Raw genomic sequence first — 16711 nt, forward strand, 5'->3', positions numbered from 1 at the left:
GGAAACTAATTTCAATTGCTTTACAATGAAACTAGCTAACACGAAAGGGGAAAGAAAATTGGAGAAAAAATTATATTACATCGATGCTTATCAGCAAACCTTTACAACTAAAGTTATAAAACAAGAGCATGATACAGAAGGAAACTTATATGTTGTCTTAAATGAAACTGCATTTTATCCAGCAGGCGGCGGGCAACCACACGACACTGGAACCTTAAATGGTATTCCGGTAAGTAACGTTCAAGAAGTAAATGGAGAAATTCGTCATTTCATAATAGAACAATTACATACAGAAGAAGTAGAGGGTAAAATAGATTGGGAGCGCCGTTTTGATCATATGCAGCAACATACAGCTCAGCACATTTTATCCGCTGCTTTTTGGGATCATTTTAACATACCGACGATCGGATTCCATCTTGGAAAAGAAACGGTAACAATTGATTTAGAAACGGCAAACCTGCCTACAGAAACGATTGAGAAGGCTGCACAAATTGCTAATCAAATTGTTTTTGAAAACCACCCTATTCGTATTGAATGGATGAACTTAGAAGAGGCCAAAGCATTACCCCTTCGCAAAGAACCAACTTTGACAGAAAATATACGCGTTGTTATTATCGAAAACTATGATTATAACGGTTGTGGTGGAACACATCCGAAGCATACAGGTGAAGTAGGTCCTATTCAAGTACTAGGATGGGAGCGCAATAAAGGTGGTATACGCTTAACATTTATTGCTGGTTGGCGTTCTCTTAAATTAATGGGACAACATCAACAAATATTAACAGATGTTTCTAAGCAATTGAACAGTAGCGAAACTGATATTCCAGTAAAAGTGGCACAGCTTCTTAACTCCCAAAAAGAAAACGAAAAAGCAGTACAAGCAATGAATGAAAAATTATTATTTGCAGAGGCAAATGAACTATTACAACAACCTGCAGAAATATACGCTGGAATACTCATTTCTAAAGTATTTACAAATCGTTCCATGCAAGAAATCGCAAAACTATCCGCTATTATTACAGAACAAAAAGAACACGCAATTACATATTTCGTTATTGAAAATGGGGAAAAATTACAATGTATTCTTGCTTGTGGTAAAGCAGTGATACTCGATATGAATGCTCTTTTAAAAGATGCCCTTCCTTCTATTGAAGGAAAAGGTGGCGGAAATAAAAAAAGTGCTCGCGGCGGTGGAAAAGCAATTATGACTGGGGACGAGTTTTTAAATCAACTTGTTTCTTCTTTACAATCTGCAGTGTAGATTATTTTATGAAGTGGATGTCATTGAACTGTGTGACATCCACTTCTTTTTTCTGTTTCGTGCACAGTAGTACAGTAAATGAAATTATATGAACGATTCTGCAAATATATCTATCACAACTCGCAATATATCAACGCTTATATAAGAAATATCGATTTACCGACAAAATACGAATATAAATACAACTTATAGAGTAAGAGGAGACTGCTGCACAATAACAGCCTCCTCCTATGTTTACAAACCAATATTTTGTTTTAATCCTTGATAACTTCCTGCGTTCAAGAACTTTTCAGATGCAAGTTTAATGAACCTCTCAGAAAAACCATAACTACTTAATTCTTCTATCGCTACCATTTGTACATCATGAATCGGATTATGATCAAACTCGTTAGAAGGAAGCGTAATTTCACCTTCTACCTTTTCAAGTAAAAATGTAATATGTAATAAAGATGGGCTAGCATCTGGTCTGTCACAAACGTAGAGTAGCTTCTTAATTTTAACTTCTAACCCTGTTTCTTCTTTCATTTCTCGAATCATTGCTTCTTCTAACGTTTCACCATTCTCTACCCTTCCCCCAGGTAAAGACCAATTCCGATTAGCAACGTTTTGTTGTACTAGCACACCTTTTCATCTTCAATTAAAATTCCCGTAACACGAACTTGCATTAAATCAGTCATAATCTCCCTCTTCTTCCTATTAAATTTACAAATTAATCCTTCCATAAAAAGAACGTACGTTTTATAATTAAAGGAAATTATGGAAGAAAGAAGTTGTTATATTCATGCGCCCACCTTTAACAAAGTCTATATCTCTTGAAGATTTCAAAAACTATTATTGGTTAAAAACAGAACTGCAAACATTTTGTCGTGATCATGATTTACCAACTAGTGGCTCTAAGATCGAAATAAGCGGGCGTATCTCACATTATTTAACTACGGGTAAAGTATTACAAAACAGTTTTCATCAAAAAGTGAGTAAAACAGCCGTTTCCCATAAAGAACTTTCTTTACAAACAATCATTACCGAAAATCATCGTTGTAGTGAAGATGTGCGTGCTTTTTTCAAAGAAAAAATTGGAGCAAACTTCCGCTTTACAGTAGCCCTTCAAAAGTTTTTTAAAGAGAATATCGGAAAAACATATGAAAACGCGATAATGTTTTGGCATGAAGAAAACAAACGAAAAAAAGATCCTACATACAAAACAACTATCGGTACACAATTTGAATACAATCGTTTTACGCGCGCTTTTTTTGAAGACCCATATAACAAAGGAAAATCAAAAGCTGATGCTATCGCTGCTTGGGATGAAATAAAAGCAAAGCCTGGTAGCAACGCTTATATTCCTCAAAAAGTAGAAAACTAATTAACTTGCTAGTCTTCTACTTTTTCAAATAAAAGAGCAAGCCCAATTCCCCCACCAATTCCTAATGTCACAATTCCATGTTTCATACGTTCTCTTTGCGCCTGATAAAACAAGCGCGTTACAAGCATAGCTCCAGACGCACCGTACGGATGACCAAGTGCAATTGCACCGCCATTTACATTTAATTTTTCATACGGGATTTGTAACGTTTGCGCACATGCAACAACTTTAGCAGCGAACGCTTCATTCATCTCAATACAATCAATATCTTCTATCACTAAATCCATTTCTCTAAGTAGTTTTTGCACGGCAAATATCGGACCAGTTCCCGGAAGATTCGGATCCACTCCAACTACAGCACTACGAACGAAACGAAGAACAGGCTTGTATCCTAATTTTCGGGCTTGCGCCTCTTCCATTACAAGAACAGCACATGCTCCATCGTTTACACCACACGAATTCCCTGCTGTTACCGTTCCATTTTGTAAAAATACAGGTTTCGTTCTCTTAATCATTCTTTCATAATTCATTTCTCGCTTAATAGATTCATCTAATAATCCATTAAAATAATGAGGTAATATCTCTTCTTGTATATATCCTTTTTTTAATGCTTGCAGCGTTCTTTTATAGCTAAGACAAGCATATTCATCTTGCATCTCTTTCGTTATGTTATAATGCTCTGCAACATACTCAGCCGCTAATCCCATATCCGGATCCCCAATTTTTTCAGGCGAAAACCGCGCTCTATTTTGAAAAGGTGACGTACTTGTACTCTCTACTCCCCCAGCGATATAGCAATTGCCAGCCCCACCTTGAATAAGATGACATGCAGTGCGAATTGCTTCTAATCCAGCACCGCATTGCCGATCAATCGTTACACCAGGTATATGATAACTGAGCCCTGCTTCTAAAGCAGACAACCTTGCGATATTCCCTCCTGGTCCAACGACATTTCCTAAGATGACATCATCTATTTCTCTCTCAATCCCTTTACTTAGAAACATAAGAAGCGGCGCTAGTAATTGCTGAACTTCATAATCTTTCAACATCCCATTCTTCTTGCCAATAGGCGTTCTTTTCGCTTCTACAATAACCGCTCTATTCATATATCTTCTCCTGATTTCCAATGATACTTTTTGCTGCATTGCGAGCTATTTTCCCGCTACTTGTATAAGGGATGTCATCTACAAAATGCCATTCTTTCGGTATTTTAAAAGAGGATAATCGTTGTAGGCAAAAGCTCTTTAATTGTTGCTTCGTAGCACTTCCTTTTACGATAGCGACAGGTTTTTCACCCCAATAACTATCTTTTATACCGACAACAACAATTTCTTCAACAGCTGGATGCGTATATAGCAAACTTTCTATCTCTTCTGGATAAATATTGATTCCTCCAAATAAAATCATGTTCTTCTCTCTACCAACAATATATATAAAGCCTTCTTCATCTTGGTAGCCCACATCCTGCACTGTCATCCAACCACCCTTGGACAATTGCGGGATTATAGCTCCATTCGATACATAGCCCATAAAAAACTGATCACTTTTTACATAAACAGTTCCTACCTCGCCTGCTTGTACTTCTTCTCCTGCTTCATTACATATTCGAACTTGTACATTATGACAAGGTTTCCCTACTGAATTCGGTTTTCTTTCACTCTCTTCATCAACCAATGCCGTTACAAAGCTTAGCTCAGACGCACCATAAAACTCATATCTTTTTGCATAAGGAAACACATTTTTCATCTTTTCTTTTGCTTCAGCTTCCCATTTCGCTCCTGATGAAATAATTTTCATTTCACTTTCAATTACTTTATTTTCTTTATACAATGACTCAAGCATTGTAGGGACTGTATACATTACAGAAATATTCTCTATCTTTATACTAGATAGCACTTGAACTGGTACAAACTTTCTCATTATATGTACCGTTTGTCCCAAATATAAGGCACTTATTGCTCCATATAAGAATAAAGAATGAACAAGCGTCCCAGCTATTAAAATAGAATCTGTATTTTTCATATAAAAATCATGTACATTGCAATCAAAACTATGTACCCATGACTGTTGAGCACGTAAAAATGCTTTTGCTTTTCCAGTCGATCCTGATGTAAATCCCATATAAAAAGAAGCGTTTTGTACATTTTCTACAGGATGATATGTAGGAAGATAGTTCTCAATCATTTCTTTCCATTCTTCAATCTCAATAACCCTTCCTTCTTCGCAGGATATATCACTAAGCCTATACTGCTCCGCCACAATAATATCCGGTTTACTAATCGCTATTCTTTCTTTAAGTTCATCTCGTTTCCATTTTATATCTAGCGGCACACAAACCCATCCAGCCATTGCGGAACCCGCAAATATTTGTAAAAACTCAGTACAATTTTCTAATACAATTACTACTGTTTTATTCTTCGATTCTTTTTCATTCAACCAGTTTGCTACTTTACAAACTGAATCGTACCAATCTTTATAGGTTAACACTCTATCATTTTCTTTAATCGCTATTTTATTCGGTTGTAAAGAGGCATATTTTTTGTATTCTTTTGTAATCCCCATATTAGACATCCTTTCTTTACAAAATAATAAAAAGAAACACGCACGTAACGTGTTTCTCCTTTTTCTTATCCTACATTTGTAATTTTTTTATTCTTCAAAGCAGGCGTAATAATATGTTTCAATGAGCGATGTAATCTTGTCACGAGAACTGCTGCTATAATCGCTTTTATGCAATCACCTGGTAAAAATACAACACTCACTTTCATCGTTTCCCATACGGAAATATCCATTACGAAAGCTTGTACAATGATACCAAATACATAAACTACGAAAATACCACCAATTATATTAATACATAATACTTTTATAATAGAAACTTCACGTAAACGTTCAATTAAATAACCAATTACAAATGCTCCTGCAATATAACCAAGTAAATATCCTGCACTTGGCCCAACAAATACGCCAGGCCCCCCGCGTCCACCTGCAAGTAGTGGTGCTCCAACTCCTACAATAAGTAAGAAAATAAGCTGACTTAGTGCACCTAGCCGTGAGCCTAACAACCCACCTGCAAGCATGACTCCAAGCGATTGCAGTGTAATAGGAACAGGTGTAATAGAAAGAGCAATCGGAGGAATTAACCCTAACACTCCCATAATCGAACTAAATAAAGCGACGAAAACTAAGTTTTTTGTATTCATGTTTGCTTCTCCTATTTGTAAACCTAAATTAGATTTTAGGTAACATATTATAGGAATTATATTATCTTTCTATCTACCCTTTGTCAACCTTATTTCTACATAAGTTTACAAATATAAATTCAATCACTTCTCCTTATGCAAATGCTCAAGTTCTTTCCTAAGCGCCTGTTTTAAAAACTTCCCAACAGATGTTTTCGGGATTTCCTCCATAAATACAATATCGTCTGGTAACCACCACTTCGCAAACTGTGGTTTTAAAAACTCATATAATTCTTCTTTTGTAACTGTGCTATTTTTCTTTTGAACAACGCAGGCAACTGGGCGCTCTTGCCACTGCGGGTGTGGAATTGCAACGACAGCCGCTTCAAATATAGCGTCATGTGCCATTAGAGCATTTTCAAGGTCAACTGAGGAAATCCATTCTCCCCCGCTTTTAATAACATCCTTCGTACGATCAACAATCTTTACGCACCCTTCCTCGTCAACCGTAACGACATCTCCTGTATATAACCAACCATCACGAAAACCTTCGACAGTACGTTCATCGTTATAATAGCTTGCAGCGATCCATGGCGCTCGTAAACATAGTTCTCCCATCTCCGTACCATCCCACTTCACTTCACCATTTGTACCGACTACTTTCATCTCTACACCAGGGACAAGATATCCTTGCTTCGATCTTATCTCAAGTTGTTCTTCATACGCCAAATCTGTTTCATAGCTTTTTAGACGTGCAAGCGTTACGAGTGGACTCGTTTCAGTCATGCCATATGCATGTACGAAAGGAACATTATATTTTTGCTCAAACGCTTTAATAACGCTTTTCGGTGCAGCTGCGCCTCCGCATAGTAATCTCGTTATACTAGATAAATCATAACTATTATTTTCTAACTCTTGTAAAACACCGAGCCAAATTGTCGGCACACCTGCTGCTATCGTTACTTTTTCAGCTTGAATCATTTCTAATAAAATTTTCGGAGTAAACATCGGTCCTGGAAGAACTTGTTTAGTTCCAAACCAAGTGGCTGCAAAAGGAAGTCCCCAAGCATTCACATGAAACATTGGTACAATAGCCATTGCCGCATCACTTTCTGATAAAGCTGTCGTATCTGCTAAACCAAGTGCCATACAGTGCAGAACTGTACTACGATGTGTATAAACAACACCTTTTGGATTCCCTGTAGTCGCTGACGTATAACACATACCAGCAGGTGTATTTTCATCAATATCTTTTACAAATTGGAAATTGGAATCGCCTTCTTCTAATAGCTTTTCATAATGATATACAGGCTGCAGTGTAGTTTTTGGAAGTTCGTCTTTATCAGTCATAATAATGTAGGCTTGTACGGTTGATAATTGTGATTGAATATTTTCAACAAGTGGTACGAGATCTTCATCAATAAGTAAAATTCGATCTTCTGCATGTTGAATAATGTATGAAATATGTTGAGGAGATAAACGAATATTAATTGTGTGTAAAACGGAAGCAATACCTGGAATAGCAAAATATGCTTCCACATGTCGATGATGATTCCATGCTAACGTTCCTATGCGCTCGCCTTCTTTAATCCCAAGCTTTTTTAACGCACTGGAAAGCCTTCGTGTCCTTTCCCCTAGCTGCTTATACGTTAAGGTCGTAACTGTATCATGCGTCCGTGAAATGATTTCTTTCTTTGGGAATAGTTTTTCTGCCCTTTCCATCATAGAACTAATCGTTAGAGGTACATTCATCATCATATTGTTTACATCCTCCCTTTAAAGCGTTTTCATTTTGTTCATTATAACAGACTTCTACAAAAAATTACGATATTTTTTCTGTATTTTCTGAATTATTTCTTTGGAAATAATTCAGAAAATACTAGGAGAGAATCTATTAAAATTCCTTCTTACGATATATAAATACCGAAATAAAAAAAGAAAAGATATATAGGATAACGCCAAATATTGTATATAGAATTGAAATGTATACAGATGAATTTAAATTTGATATTGGAAATTGTTCTATTAGATAGCCAATTACACTTTGTAATCCAAAATAAGTAACAAGTCCCCCGCATGCGCCTCCAATTGTAATAGCATCAGATTTTTCTGCTCCAAAAATATAGAGGAGTGGATAGGCTATTGCTCCGGCATTAAGAATGATGAAAGTCCCTAAAGAAACACTCTTGAATATACCATCATCAATTGGTGTATCTGAAACTAAACCATATACATAAAATACGCCATAAGATAATAAGGTACCAATAATTACAACTAAAAAATAGAAAAAATAGTGACTTTGCACAATATTACTTCTAGTAACCGGTAAAGTAAGTACATACTTTTCATAACCCGACTTACTCTCATATTTAATAACTTCAAGTGCAGGAATCGCAGCAAATAAGATAATGAACGTAGCAATTAAACGGTACATTGAAGCATCACCAAAATAAAACACGAATCCCGCTCCCAATATCGCTATTCCCATGAACATAAAGAAAGTTCGATACACTAGGTAATAGTTTGTCAATAATAAACCTCTCATTTATTTTTCACTCCTCGTTAATAAGACACTCATTTCTTCTATCGAGATGGTTCTATGAGCAATCCCACTTGGTAATTTATGTACATCTGATACGAGTACATTGAAATAAGAACCATGGTTCCTCTTTGCCACAACTATATCTTTGTTGATTAAAGTTAGTTGTTCCACATCAACATCTACAATGGCGTAACTGTCCAAAACCTTATCTTTTTCTTCATTCAATAAAATTTCTCCATCTTTTATAATGATAAGGTGGCTAGCTATTTTTTCTACATCACTCATAATATGAGAAGAAAGTAATATACCACCATTACTTTTACTCACAAAACTTTTTAATTCCTCTAACACGCCCTCCCTAGATGAAGGATCAAGACCTCCCGTCGCTTCATCTAGGATTAATAATTTTGCATTATGCGACAATGCAACAGCTACGGATAGTTTCATTGACATCCCACGTGAGAATTCACCTACTTTTTCATCAGTAGGTAAAGAGAAAGAATGAACTAATCGATAAAAATTTTCTATGTCCCAAGATTCAAACATCTTTTCAAAAACCTTATTTAGTTGTTTTATTGTAAGATGAGCCGGTAGATTCATAGCATCAAATACGACTCCAATCTTTTCCTTAATCTTGGCATGTTTATTTATATTTTCTTCACCAAATATTTTTACTGTACCGCTATCTTTAGAAATTAATTGTAGTACTGTTTTAAATGTTGTTGATTTACCTGCTCCATTATCACCAATAAATCCAACAATTGATCCAGACGGCACACTGAATGATACATCTCTTAAAACAACTTTGTTTCCAAATGATTTACTCAAATTTTCAATTTCTAAAAGGTTTGACATCATTCCACTCCTATCTTAGCTTTTAATAAAAAAACGAATTAAAACACGTTTTCTCCTATTAAAAATTATCCACTTTTTCTCTCACTTTCTTTTTTAGTTTAAAGATAAAACGATTGCTATATTCTTTATTTTCCGCTAAAATTCTGTACGTTTCTAACACTCCTAAAACACTAACAAAAAGATAAAAACCAATTGCAATAAGAACCACACAGTAAGGATAATACTGTACTAACTCTCCTGAAGTGATATGCTTTTTCTCAAACAAAAATGGTATTGCACCCGCTGCTATGAAACAAAGTCCAACAATTACTACTGCAGCATATTTCTTTTTAATAGTCGCATATCTTTTTGTCAATTCTTTTAAAAAGTTTGGATCAAATAGTAGTTCTTCCTTTTTCAATACATTGTATCGACTCTCTTCTATCGTTACAGGTACCATAATCGCTCCAATTCCAAGGACAGCAATAATAATGATAAGGAATGTAGACATTGTTGGATCTTCTTTGAATAATAAATACGGTATTGTAGATAAAATAAGCAAACTAAACCCTAATGCGATATATTTAGAAATTTTTTGCCCATATACTATATACCCTTCTGCCATTTCCTTACTTACATAATAACCATGTTCCTTTTCATTACTTTGCTCAGCAGTTTCTTTTAATAAGTAATCAAGCGATACTTCAAATACATTTCCAATCATTATTAGCTTTTCAGTTTCTGGAAAACCTTGACCGTTTTCCCATTTACTAACCGCTTGCCTTGTCGTGTTTAATTTCTCAGCTAATGCTTCTTGAGAAAGGCCTTTTTCCTTTCTTAATTTAAAAAGTTTCTCACCAAATCCCATATGTGTGTCCCCCTTGTTTTCTTAACTAAATTGTATGTAAACATTGCCCCTATCTCTATCTTCCTGCGGTTGCACTTTGTCAACTTACGGTTGCGATTATGTTATATGGCGGTTTTGTATACGTTTTAGCTGTTTTTCTTCTATGATTATGGCGTTAATAAAACAACCCCTCTCAATAACCAATTATAACAATTAAAGGTAATTATTGTTATAGAAATAAAAAACTCCCTTATTCATTTAAAGGAGTTTTCGTTATGACATATTTCATTTATTCCTATATCTTTCTCGGGATATACAATACCTTTTCGTATCACGATATTTACCTTTTACAAACAAATCATTTTGAATCGTACACTCATACTCCATATTTAAACGTTTCATTAGTCTTTCAGTTGCTTCATTTTCTGAATTACATCCCGCTTCGATGCTATTAAGATGTAACTCATTAAATCCATAACTAAAAAAAGCTAACGCCGCTTCGGTAGCTAGTCCTTTCCCCCAATATTTTCGCGACAAGGTGTATGCAATTTCCGATTTATGTATAGTTGAATCATAACTTATAAATCCACATGTCCCTATGAGTTTCTGCTTCTCTTTTAATACTATTCCAAGAGGAGCGACTTTTTCTTTCTCATATCGTTCCATGATTTCATAAATAAACTTTTTCGTACCATTTAACGATCGATGTTCATCTCATACAGTATAAGTTGTTAATTTATTATCCGAAGCATACTCGGATATATGTAAAATATCACTCATATTAATTTCCCTTAATATAAGACGTTTCGTATACAACGCTGGATATGACCACTTTTCAACAATCATAACGGCTTCTGTTTAAACTTTTCATAATTCCGTACCTTTAATAAAAGGATATTCCCGCAATCTGTACAAATATAAGCATCCACTGGTGAAGATGTGAACATCGTCTCCTTTTTCCGTATTTGTGCATAACCGATAAACTCACCTTCTCCTATGTTATGAGAACCGCAATGAGAGCATGTCTGCACGTCTTTCTGTTTCATGAGAGCACCACCTTTAATCTGTTTCTACTCCCTTCGACAGTTCACTTCCATTTCCCTTCCAAAAAACCTCTTATTCTCTTACATTTCAACAGGAATCTCAGAACAAAAATCGTATATGTACTATGAACTATATTAATTGACGGAGGAATCTTATGAGTACTATTATGACATTCAATGCAGCACAAGAAATTGAAAACGCAGAAATAGATATGCTCTCTTCTAGATTAGCGGCACTGCAAGCGATGAGCGGAAATCCAATGCAAATACAAATGAAAAAATTCGGGAGTGCTACTGCCTTTTCATCAAAAGTAATTGCTGGTCCTGCTTTTAATACGGTAAAAGGCATTACATATACAAATACAGATGCGATAGATGAAATCATCTCTTATTATGAATCGCTACAAATCCCTTGTCGTTTTGAAATTACACCAGCGCAAGGTACAGATGAACTATTTCAATACTTATCTAAAAAAGGTTTTTATCAATCTAGCTTCCATACCGCTTTATATAGTATACCGGGACAAGATTTTCCGCTTCCCCCTTCTAACATTTCAGTACGCAAACTGAAAGAAAATGAGTTTCATACTTTTGCAGATATTTATATACGTGGATTTAATATGCCGTCCTTTACAAAAAATGGTGTTCGTCAAAATAATGAAATTCTTTACAATAAACCAGGATGGCATTTTTTCATAGCCGAAGTTCAAAACACTCCTGCTAGTATAGGGGTACTTTATATAAATAAAGGTGTTGCTTCATTAGCTGCTTCTGCTACTTTGCCAGAATTTCAACGTAAAGGTTGTCATACCGTATTAATTCAAAAACGAATTGAGACCGCTCTTGAATCCAATTGTAATTTAATAGTTGGACAAGCAAGATTCGGTAGCGGCAGTCAAAATAATATGGAACGTGCCCATATGAAAATTGCTTATACAAAATCAATATGGACTGCGAAAGACATATAATTAACTTTCTTTTTCTTTCCATTACGAATGTATACATTTTATGACAATTACCTTTCTATCCTGTTACTCATTTGAATATTCAAACTAAATTTGTTACGCTATTACTAGATACATCATTCAACTTGCAATATGAAAAGAGAATTCTACTCAAACTACAAGGAGGAGAAATGTATGACTAAACATGATCATGGTTTAAAAGAAAAAGTAGAAGGTGCCATTGATAAGGTAAAGGGTGAAGTAAAGGAAGTTGTCGGGAAAGTAACTGACAATAAAAAATTACAAGCCGAGGGAAAATGGGATAAGGTGAAAGGCACTGCTAAAGATACTGTCGGTAATGTAAAAGAAAAAGTACATGAATATAAGGAACATAAATAATAAAAAACACGTTAGATGCATTTTCATCTGACGTGTTTTTTAGTTCAGCTTATATACATAATTAACCAAATATCATACGGTATATTTTTATTTCTCTATACTCTTTGTAAGTGGTTCTTTAAATGCATTTCTATTCCATACAGCGAAAACAATAAGAGAAATAATAAAGAATACAACAAGACATATACCCAAATAATCAAAATTAACTACCTGAATGAGATTCCAAAACGGTCCCTGTAAATTATAGCTTTCAATAAGTAAAGATAATAGTTGATAACCCCCTATTAAAAAAGCCGTTATAACAGATATTGAGGTAATTAATACGTTATATGAATTTCTAATTCGACTATTTTCCATTGCCCACTTATAATTCGTATTCATGAATGTACTATCTAATGTATCCATCAACGACATTCCTGCAGCAAACAAAATGGGAAAAGCAAATATACTTACAAGCGGGATAGATTGACTTGTTGCAGTTACTGTAGAAAGAGCAATTAATCCGATTTCACTTGCTGTATCAAAACCAAGCCCAAATAAAAAACCGATCATATACAATTGCTTTTGACTATCAATAAACCTAAATAAGCGCTGCGTGAAACGATATATAAATCCTAAGTTTTCTGGTTGCTTATCCTCTTGGCTTCGTAACACTTTAATAAGGTACAACAGATTGGTAAGCCCAATAATAATAAGAAATGTACTAGAAACAATTGTACCGATAATACCGCCTATAGTAGAAAAACTCTCCATTCCATGTTTTGCTGTTTTTCCAATTAAAGCAATTAATACGATCATCACAAATACTACAGTAGAGTGTCCTAATGAGAAGTAAAACCCCACCCCCTGTGAGTTTTTACCTTTTTCAATTAATTTCCGAACAGTATTATCAATTGCGACAATATGATCACTATCAAACGCATGACGCAATCCTAAAGAATATGCAATAATAGCCATTCCAATTATGCTATTGCCTTTATACAGTGCAGGTAATAATAAGAGAATTCCAAGCACATGAAGAAATATAATAATAACAAAAAAATTAGTTGCTTTTTTCAGTTCACTTTTCCACATAGTTACTAACCCTTTCTACTTTAGATTGAATACTCTTGAAAAAGAAAAGTGCCATAATAAAAACTACAATCGTTATAATAGTCACTAAAATAATTACAAAATCATTTAACATGCCTGTATGATTTGTAAGTGTTAACAGGGCTGGTATCGTTGCAGTAATCCAAGATTCAACGAAGCAAACAATCCCTACATAAATATGAATCTTCTTTTTCAACCCATCTTGCAGGAAAAATAAAAACCAAAGGAACGCCCAAAAGAACCAAATTATTGTACTTTGTAGACTTCCACTCTCATGTAATTGATTCGCTATTCCCATAACCGTTGCAATAATAGCAACCCAAAGAGAATAGTAACCTACACCTGAAGAATCAAGTTCTAATATATTCGTAAGGCCAACATATAAATAAGTAAAACCAAATAAAAAAATAGTTCCATTAGATAGGATAGTCCACTCATTAGATTGACTTCCTGTAAATAATAAATATAATGGTGTCAAAGTTTGTAATGCCCCTACAAATAAATTGAAGTACCCTACACTTTTGCTATCAATGAGTTTAAAAGCTGCTAGTGCATTCATGAATAGAACTGCACCGACAAATAATAATCCCACATTAGTCATAGTATCCCCTTCTCCTACTTAATATTTTCGATAGGATGTTAATTCTTCATGCAGACAATTCTCTCTAACAAAACGATGACACTGAAAAAATATAGACTCCATATCCTCTGTATTATGACTAAGTATGCGTATGACAAAGCCTTTACATGGCATAGAAGATATTCCAATCTTCATATTGTTAGTGTTAGAAAGCGAAGTTTTCAATGCTGCAATTAAATCATTTGTAATGTTCTTATTAATAACCATGAAAGTACCATAATGGGAATATTGATTTAATATTCCCATTTGATCTAACGACTCTTTGAAAGGGTTTAACAATAGATGATCGTAAACTACAAGTTTGTTTTCCATATATACTTTTGTTAGCGAATCAAAATACTGGTATGTGAACTTCTCCATATTTGGAGACCAACCAGGCGTAACTGAATCGCATAAAATCAATGTAGAATTATTTTGCATATATATATTTACTTTTTGCTTATATGCTGCATCCTTGTACATAATCAACGGATCTGGTAAATACTCCATAACAGCATTTTCACCAATATAAACATTCAATTCTTGCAAAGCATAACTATTTGGAGTCTTGTAAACTTTCGTTGCTGATTGGCTTGTTATATATGTTTTCGCATCTTCATGAACATTTATATTTATAGAATAGAAGTCTCCTTTTAAATAACCTCCACCAGAATTCATGATATAGTAATATGCTCTACCATAATCGTCCAAATATATTGGCTGCGTTACTTTTAAGGCATCTTTATGATAAACCTTAATAGGTACCGTTTTATGTCTTTTTTCCATCACATCAATGTTTAAGACACCTGTAGGGGCTTTCATTTCTTCAATCCTTCTAACATGATGTTTTGTCGCATCCAATTTATTAATCCCTGTAAGCCTTCCTCATCCTTCAAATTTGTAAAAAAATATGGTTTATTATGTCGGTAATTTTTCGTATCCTGCTCCATAACTCCAAGATCAGCCCCTACATAAGGTGCCAAATCCGTTTTATTAATCACAAATACATCAGATTTGATCATTCCTTGTCCACCTTTACGAGGAATCTTTTCTCCTTGTGCTACATCAATAATATAAATTGAAAAATCCACTAGCTCTGGACTAAATGTGGCAGCTAAATTATCACCCCCACTTTCAATAAAAATAATATCTAAATTACTATGTCTAATCATGAGCTCTTCAATTGCTTCAAAATTCATAGAAGCATCCTCTCGAATTGCTGTATGTGGACACCCTCCTGTCTCTACACCAATAATTCTATCTTCTGGTAAAACACCCGTTTTCAATAAAATCTTTGCATCTTCTTTCGTATAAATATCGTTTGTAATTGCTGCAATTTCATAATCTGTATTTAAATATTTTGTTAACTTTTCAACTAACATTGTTTTCCCAGCACCTACGGGGCCACCAATACCAATTTTAATAGGTTTTATCATTTTATTTTTCCTCCCTATGACATGAAGACTCTTACATTTACATCTTCATGTTGCATTTGATTTATTTCGAATTCAGGATCATTCAATCCAAAATTCTCTAATGAAAGTATTTGAATTCTATCAATAGATTCACAGATCAATTCATGGCATTCTTGTAATAGTTTTTGACCATCTGTTTGTCCAAGAGGAATGGCTCTCACACCATTTTGAATTATGCTTCCAATACTTGAATATAAGAAAACTAAGAGCGTTTCTTCTATTGTCATTTTCAATTCCGCCCCTAATATTCCGTATACGATACTCGGATGACCTTGTAATTTATTACCCATAACATCTTCTTTGTATATATTTAAATTTGCAAATGAGAACAGTTCACACAATAGTTTAGAAGTACTTTTACTAATCATTCTATTTGCTCTTCTACATTCAAAAGGCAATGTTTGTGCTGTTATTAAATCATCTAAAAATGTAATTTGTTTTCCATCATTATTCTTAGTGGCTTCGTAAGTATATTTGCAAATTAAGCCGTCCGTGTGTGTTAATTGCACTTTTACATATCGATTAATCCATTTGAAAAATTCGCCTTTATTTGTAACTTGTCCCTCTTGAATAAATGTTTCTAATCCAAAAGAGTGACTAAAACTTCCTGTCGGGAAGTTCGAATCACTAATTTGGAGTAGGTTAAGTAGGTTAAATATGTTTGTGTGAAGCATGCTTGAACGGTTTGGGTAATACTCTATTTTCTTTTTGATAAGGAACACCTTCCTTTTTGAGTAAATCTTCTACTAAGTAGTCGTTCGCCAAAATCATACACCCTTCATCGAATTGTGCTGGCAAATGTCTATTTCCTAAGTTATGCGCAATAATTCCCATTTCTTTTATTGACGTTGGAGTAATTACAATTACCTCTTCTGGTAACACTTCAATATATACAATACGATGTTCATCTTCATATAAAATATCACCGTTCTTTAATGTTTCTCCATTATCTAAAGACACCCCAATTTCAAAACCAGATTCTGAATATAATTTCTGAACCCTCTTTAGTAAAAGCTCACTAGAAATCAATATTCTATCAAGATGCTTTTTTGTATTTGCAAAATCATTCATATTGCATACGTTGTTATTAATTTTTTCAATAATCATTTT

18 protein-coding genes and 2 pseudogenes are annotated in these 16711 nt (G+C 34.4%); 4 read left to right on the top strand and 16 right to left on the bottom strand.

The features are described from left to right. Positions 1-58: 58 nt before the first annotated feature. Positions 59-1261 (top strand): alanyl-tRNA editing protein, encoded by a 1203-nt coding sequence (locus ABH957_RS06380; protein WP_404456567.1) that lies wholly within the window; start codon positions 59-61, stop codon positions 1259-1261. 234 nt (positions 1262-1495) lie between these two features. On the opposite strand, the pseudogene ABH957_RS06385 reads toward ABH957_RS06380, so the two are convergent. After that, positions 1496-1938: pseudogene (locus ABH957_RS06385) on the bottom strand (NUDIX hydrolase). Positions 1939-2042: 104 nt separating this feature from the next. Between ABH957_RS06385 and ABH957_RS06390 the strand changes: the two are divergent. Beyond that, positions 2043-2624 carry a DUF6434 domain-containing protein gene (locus ABH957_RS06390; protein ID WP_404456565.1) on the top strand — a complete coding sequence of 194 codons (582 nt, stop codon included), beginning with the start codon at positions 2043-2045 and terminating at the stop codon, positions 2622-2624. Positions 2625-2632: 8 nt separating this feature from the next. Here ABH957_RS06390 and ABH957_RS06395 read toward each other — a convergent pair whose 3' ends face one another. From ABH957_RS06395 to ABH957_RS06435, 9 genes and pseudogenes are all read right to left on the bottom strand, one after another. Then, positions 2633-3730 carry an acetyl-CoA C-acyltransferase gene (locus ABH957_RS06395; RefSeq protein WP_404456563.1) on the bottom strand — a complete coding sequence of 366 codons (1098 nt, stop codon included), beginning with the start codon at positions 3728-3730 and terminating at the stop codon, positions 2633-2635. Beyond that, positions 3723-5186 (bottom strand): acyl-CoA synthetase, encoded by a 1464-nt coding sequence (locus ABH957_RS06400; protein WP_404456561.1) that lies wholly within the window; start codon positions 5184-5186, stop codon positions 3723-3725. The genes ABH957_RS06395 and ABH957_RS06400 overlap by 8 nt, the downstream gene beginning before the upstream one ends. A 65-nt stretch (positions 5187-5251) precedes the next feature. After that, positions 5252-5827, bottom strand: coding sequence for a biotin transporter BioY (locus ABH957_RS06405; RefSeq protein WP_404456559.1), 576 nt, complete (start codon positions 5825-5827; stop codon positions 5252-5254). Between the two features lie 123 nt (positions 5828-5950). After that, positions 5951-7564 carry a long-chain fatty acid--CoA ligase gene (locus ABH957_RS06410; protein ID WP_016096349.1) on the bottom strand — a complete coding sequence of 538 codons (1614 nt, stop codon included), beginning with the start codon at positions 7562-7564 and terminating at the stop codon, positions 5951-5953. A 136-nt stretch (positions 7565-7700) separates the two neighbouring features. Beyond that, on the bottom strand, positions 7701-8351 hold the full coding sequence (locus ABH957_RS06415; RefSeq protein WP_002146309.1) for an ABC-2 transporter permease: 651 nt from the start codon (positions 8349-8351) through the stop codon (positions 7701-7703). Continuing rightward, positions 8352-9203, bottom strand: a complete 852-nt coding sequence (locus ABH957_RS06420) for an ABC transporter ATP-binding protein (protein WP_404456557.1) — start codon at positions 9201-9203, stop codon at positions 8352-8354. Positions 9204-9261: 58 nt separating this feature from the next. Continuing rightward, positions 9262-10050: a helix-turn-helix domain-containing protein gene (locus ABH957_RS06425; protein ID WP_002146304.1), complete on the bottom strand. Its 789-nt coding sequence runs from the start codon at positions 10048-10050 to the stop codon at positions 9262-9264. Between the two features lie 264 nt (positions 10051-10314). After that, a pseudogene (locus tag ABH957_RS06430) lies at positions 10315-10875 on the bottom strand (GNAT family N-acetyltransferase). After that, positions 10872-11075, bottom strand: coding sequence for a hypothetical protein (locus tag ABH957_RS06435; RefSeq protein WP_002146302.1), 204 nt, complete (start codon positions 11073-11075; stop codon positions 10872-10874). The pseudogene ABH957_RS06430 and the gene ABH957_RS06435 overlap by 4 nt, the downstream one beginning before the upstream one ends. Positions 11076-11227: 152 nt before the next feature. Here ABH957_RS06435 and ABH957_RS06440 point away from each other — a divergent pair, with 152 nt between their 5' ends. Both ABH957_RS06440 and ABH957_RS06445 read left to right on the top strand, forming a co-directional pair. After that, entirely contained in the window at positions 11228-12040 is an 813-nt protein-coding gene (locus ABH957_RS06440; RefSeq protein ID WP_098167686.1) for a GNAT family N-acetyltransferase, read from the top strand. Positions 12041-12211: 171 nt separating this feature from the next. Continuing rightward, complete coding sequence (locus ABH957_RS06445; protein WP_000160408.1) at positions 12212-12415, top strand: CsbD family protein; 204 nt, start codon at positions 12212-12214, stop codon at positions 12413-12415. A gap of 87 nt (positions 12416-12502) precedes the next feature. Here the strand turns inward: ABH957_RS06445 and ABH957_RS06450 are convergent, their stop codons facing one another. Genes ABH957_RS06450 through ABH957_RS06475 form a run of 6 tightly spaced genes read right to left on the bottom strand, consistent with a single transcriptional unit; the run spans position 12503 to position 16708 of the window. After that, complete coding sequence (locus ABH957_RS06450; protein WP_002128522.1) at positions 12503-13489, bottom strand: HoxN/HupN/NixA family nickel/cobalt transporter; 987 nt, start codon at positions 13487-13489, stop codon at positions 12503-12505. Then, positions 13476-14108, bottom strand: a complete 633-nt coding sequence (locus ABH957_RS06455; protein WP_242247998.1) for an AmiS/UreI family transporter — start codon at positions 14106-14108, stop codon at positions 13476-13478. Before ABH957_RS06455 ends, ABH957_RS06450 begins: the two co-directional genes overlap by 14 nt. 18 nt (positions 14109-14126) lie before the next feature. Then, a complete protein-coding gene (locus ABH957_RS06460) occupies positions 14127-14948 on the bottom strand; it encodes an urease accessory protein UreD (protein WP_404456555.1) in 822 nt (273 codons plus the stop codon). Continuing rightward, a complete protein-coding gene (gene ureG, locus ABH957_RS06465; RefSeq protein ID WP_000594929.1) occupies positions 14945-15562 on the bottom strand; it encodes an urease accessory protein UreG in 618 nt (205 codons plus the stop codon). The genes ABH957_RS06460 and ureG overlap by 4 nt, the downstream gene beginning before the upstream one ends. 14 nt (positions 15563-15576) lie before the next feature. Beyond that, positions 15577-16275 (bottom strand): urease accessory protein UreF, encoded by a 699-nt coding sequence (locus tag ABH957_RS06470; RefSeq protein ID WP_404456835.1) that lies wholly within the window; start codon positions 16273-16275, stop codon positions 15577-15579. After that, positions 16253-16708 (bottom strand): urease accessory protein UreE, encoded by a 456-nt coding sequence (locus ABH957_RS06475; protein WP_000582803.1) that lies wholly within the window; start codon positions 16706-16708, stop codon positions 16253-16255. The genes ABH957_RS06470 and ABH957_RS06475 overlap by 23 nt, the downstream gene beginning before the upstream one ends. Positions 16709-16711 lie beyond the last annotated feature (3 nt).

This window comes from Bacillus sp. RC242 (genome assembly GCF_044908245.1).
GTDB lineage: Bacteria > Bacillota > Bacilli > Bacillales > Bacillaceae_G > Bacillus_A > Bacillus_A mycoides.

Coding starts and splice junctions, on each gene's coding strand:
- ABH957_RS06440 (WP_098167686.1), top strand. CDS start 11,228: ATGAGTACTATTATGACATTCAATGCAGCACAAGAAATTGAAAACGCA.
- ABH957_RS06435 (WP_002146302.1), bottom strand. CDS start 11,075: ATGAAACAGAAAGACGTGCAGACATGCTCTCATTGCGGTTCTCATAAC.
- ABH957_RS06395 (WP_404456563.1), bottom strand. CDS start 3,730: ATGAATAGAGCGGTTATTGTAGAAGCGAAAAGAACGCCTATTGGCAAG.
- ABH957_RS06470 (WP_404456835.1), bottom strand. CDS start 16,275: ATGCTTCACACAAACATATTTAACCTACTTAACCTACTCCAAATTAGT.
- ABH957_RS06410 (WP_016096349.1), bottom strand. CDS start 7,564: ATGATGATGAATGTACCTCTAACGATTAGTTCTATGATGGAAAGGGCA.
- ABH957_RS06475 (WP_000582803.1), bottom strand. CDS start 16,708: ATGATTATTGAAAAAATTAATAACAACGTATGCAATATGAATGATTTT.
- ABH957_RS06415 (WP_002146309.1), bottom strand. CDS start 8,351: ATGAGAGGTTTATTATTGACAAACTATTACCTAGTGTATCGAACTTTC.
- ABH957_RS06405 (WP_404456559.1), bottom strand. CDS start 5,827: ATGAATACAAAAAACTTAGTTTTCGTCGCTTTATTTAGTTCGATTATG.
- ABH957_RS06450 (WP_002128522.1), bottom strand. CDS start 13,489: ATGTGGAAAAGTGAACTGAAAAAAGCAACTAATTTTTTTGTTATTATT.
- ABH957_RS06425 (WP_002146304.1), bottom strand. CDS start 10,050: ATGGGATTTGGTGAGAAACTTTTTAAATTAAGAAAGGAAAAAGGCCTT.
- ABH957_RS06420 (WP_404456557.1), bottom strand. CDS start 9,203: ATGTCAAACCTTTTAGAAATTGAAAATTTGAGTAAATCATTTGGAAAC.
- ureG (WP_000594929.1), bottom strand. CDS start 15,562: ATGATAAAACCTATTAAAATTGGTATTGGTGGCCCCGTAGGTGCTGGG.
- ABH957_RS06445 (WP_000160408.1), top strand. CDS start 12,212: ATGACTAAACATGATCATGGTTTAAAAGAAAAAGTAGAAGGTGCCATT.
- ABH957_RS06390 (WP_404456565.1), top strand. CDS start 2,043: ATGCGCCCACCTTTAACAAAGTCTATATCTCTTGAAGATTTCAAAAAC.
- ABH957_RS06455 (WP_242247998.1), bottom strand. CDS start 14,108: ATGACTAATGTGGGATTATTATTTGTCGGTGCAGTTCTATTCATGAAT.
- ABH957_RS06400 (WP_404456561.1), bottom strand. CDS start 5,186: ATGGGGATTACAAAAGAATACAAAAAATATGCCTCTTTACAACCGAAT.
- ABH957_RS06460 (WP_404456555.1), bottom strand. CDS start 14,948: ATGAAAGCCCCTACAGGTGTCTTAAACATTGATGTGATGGAAAAAAGA.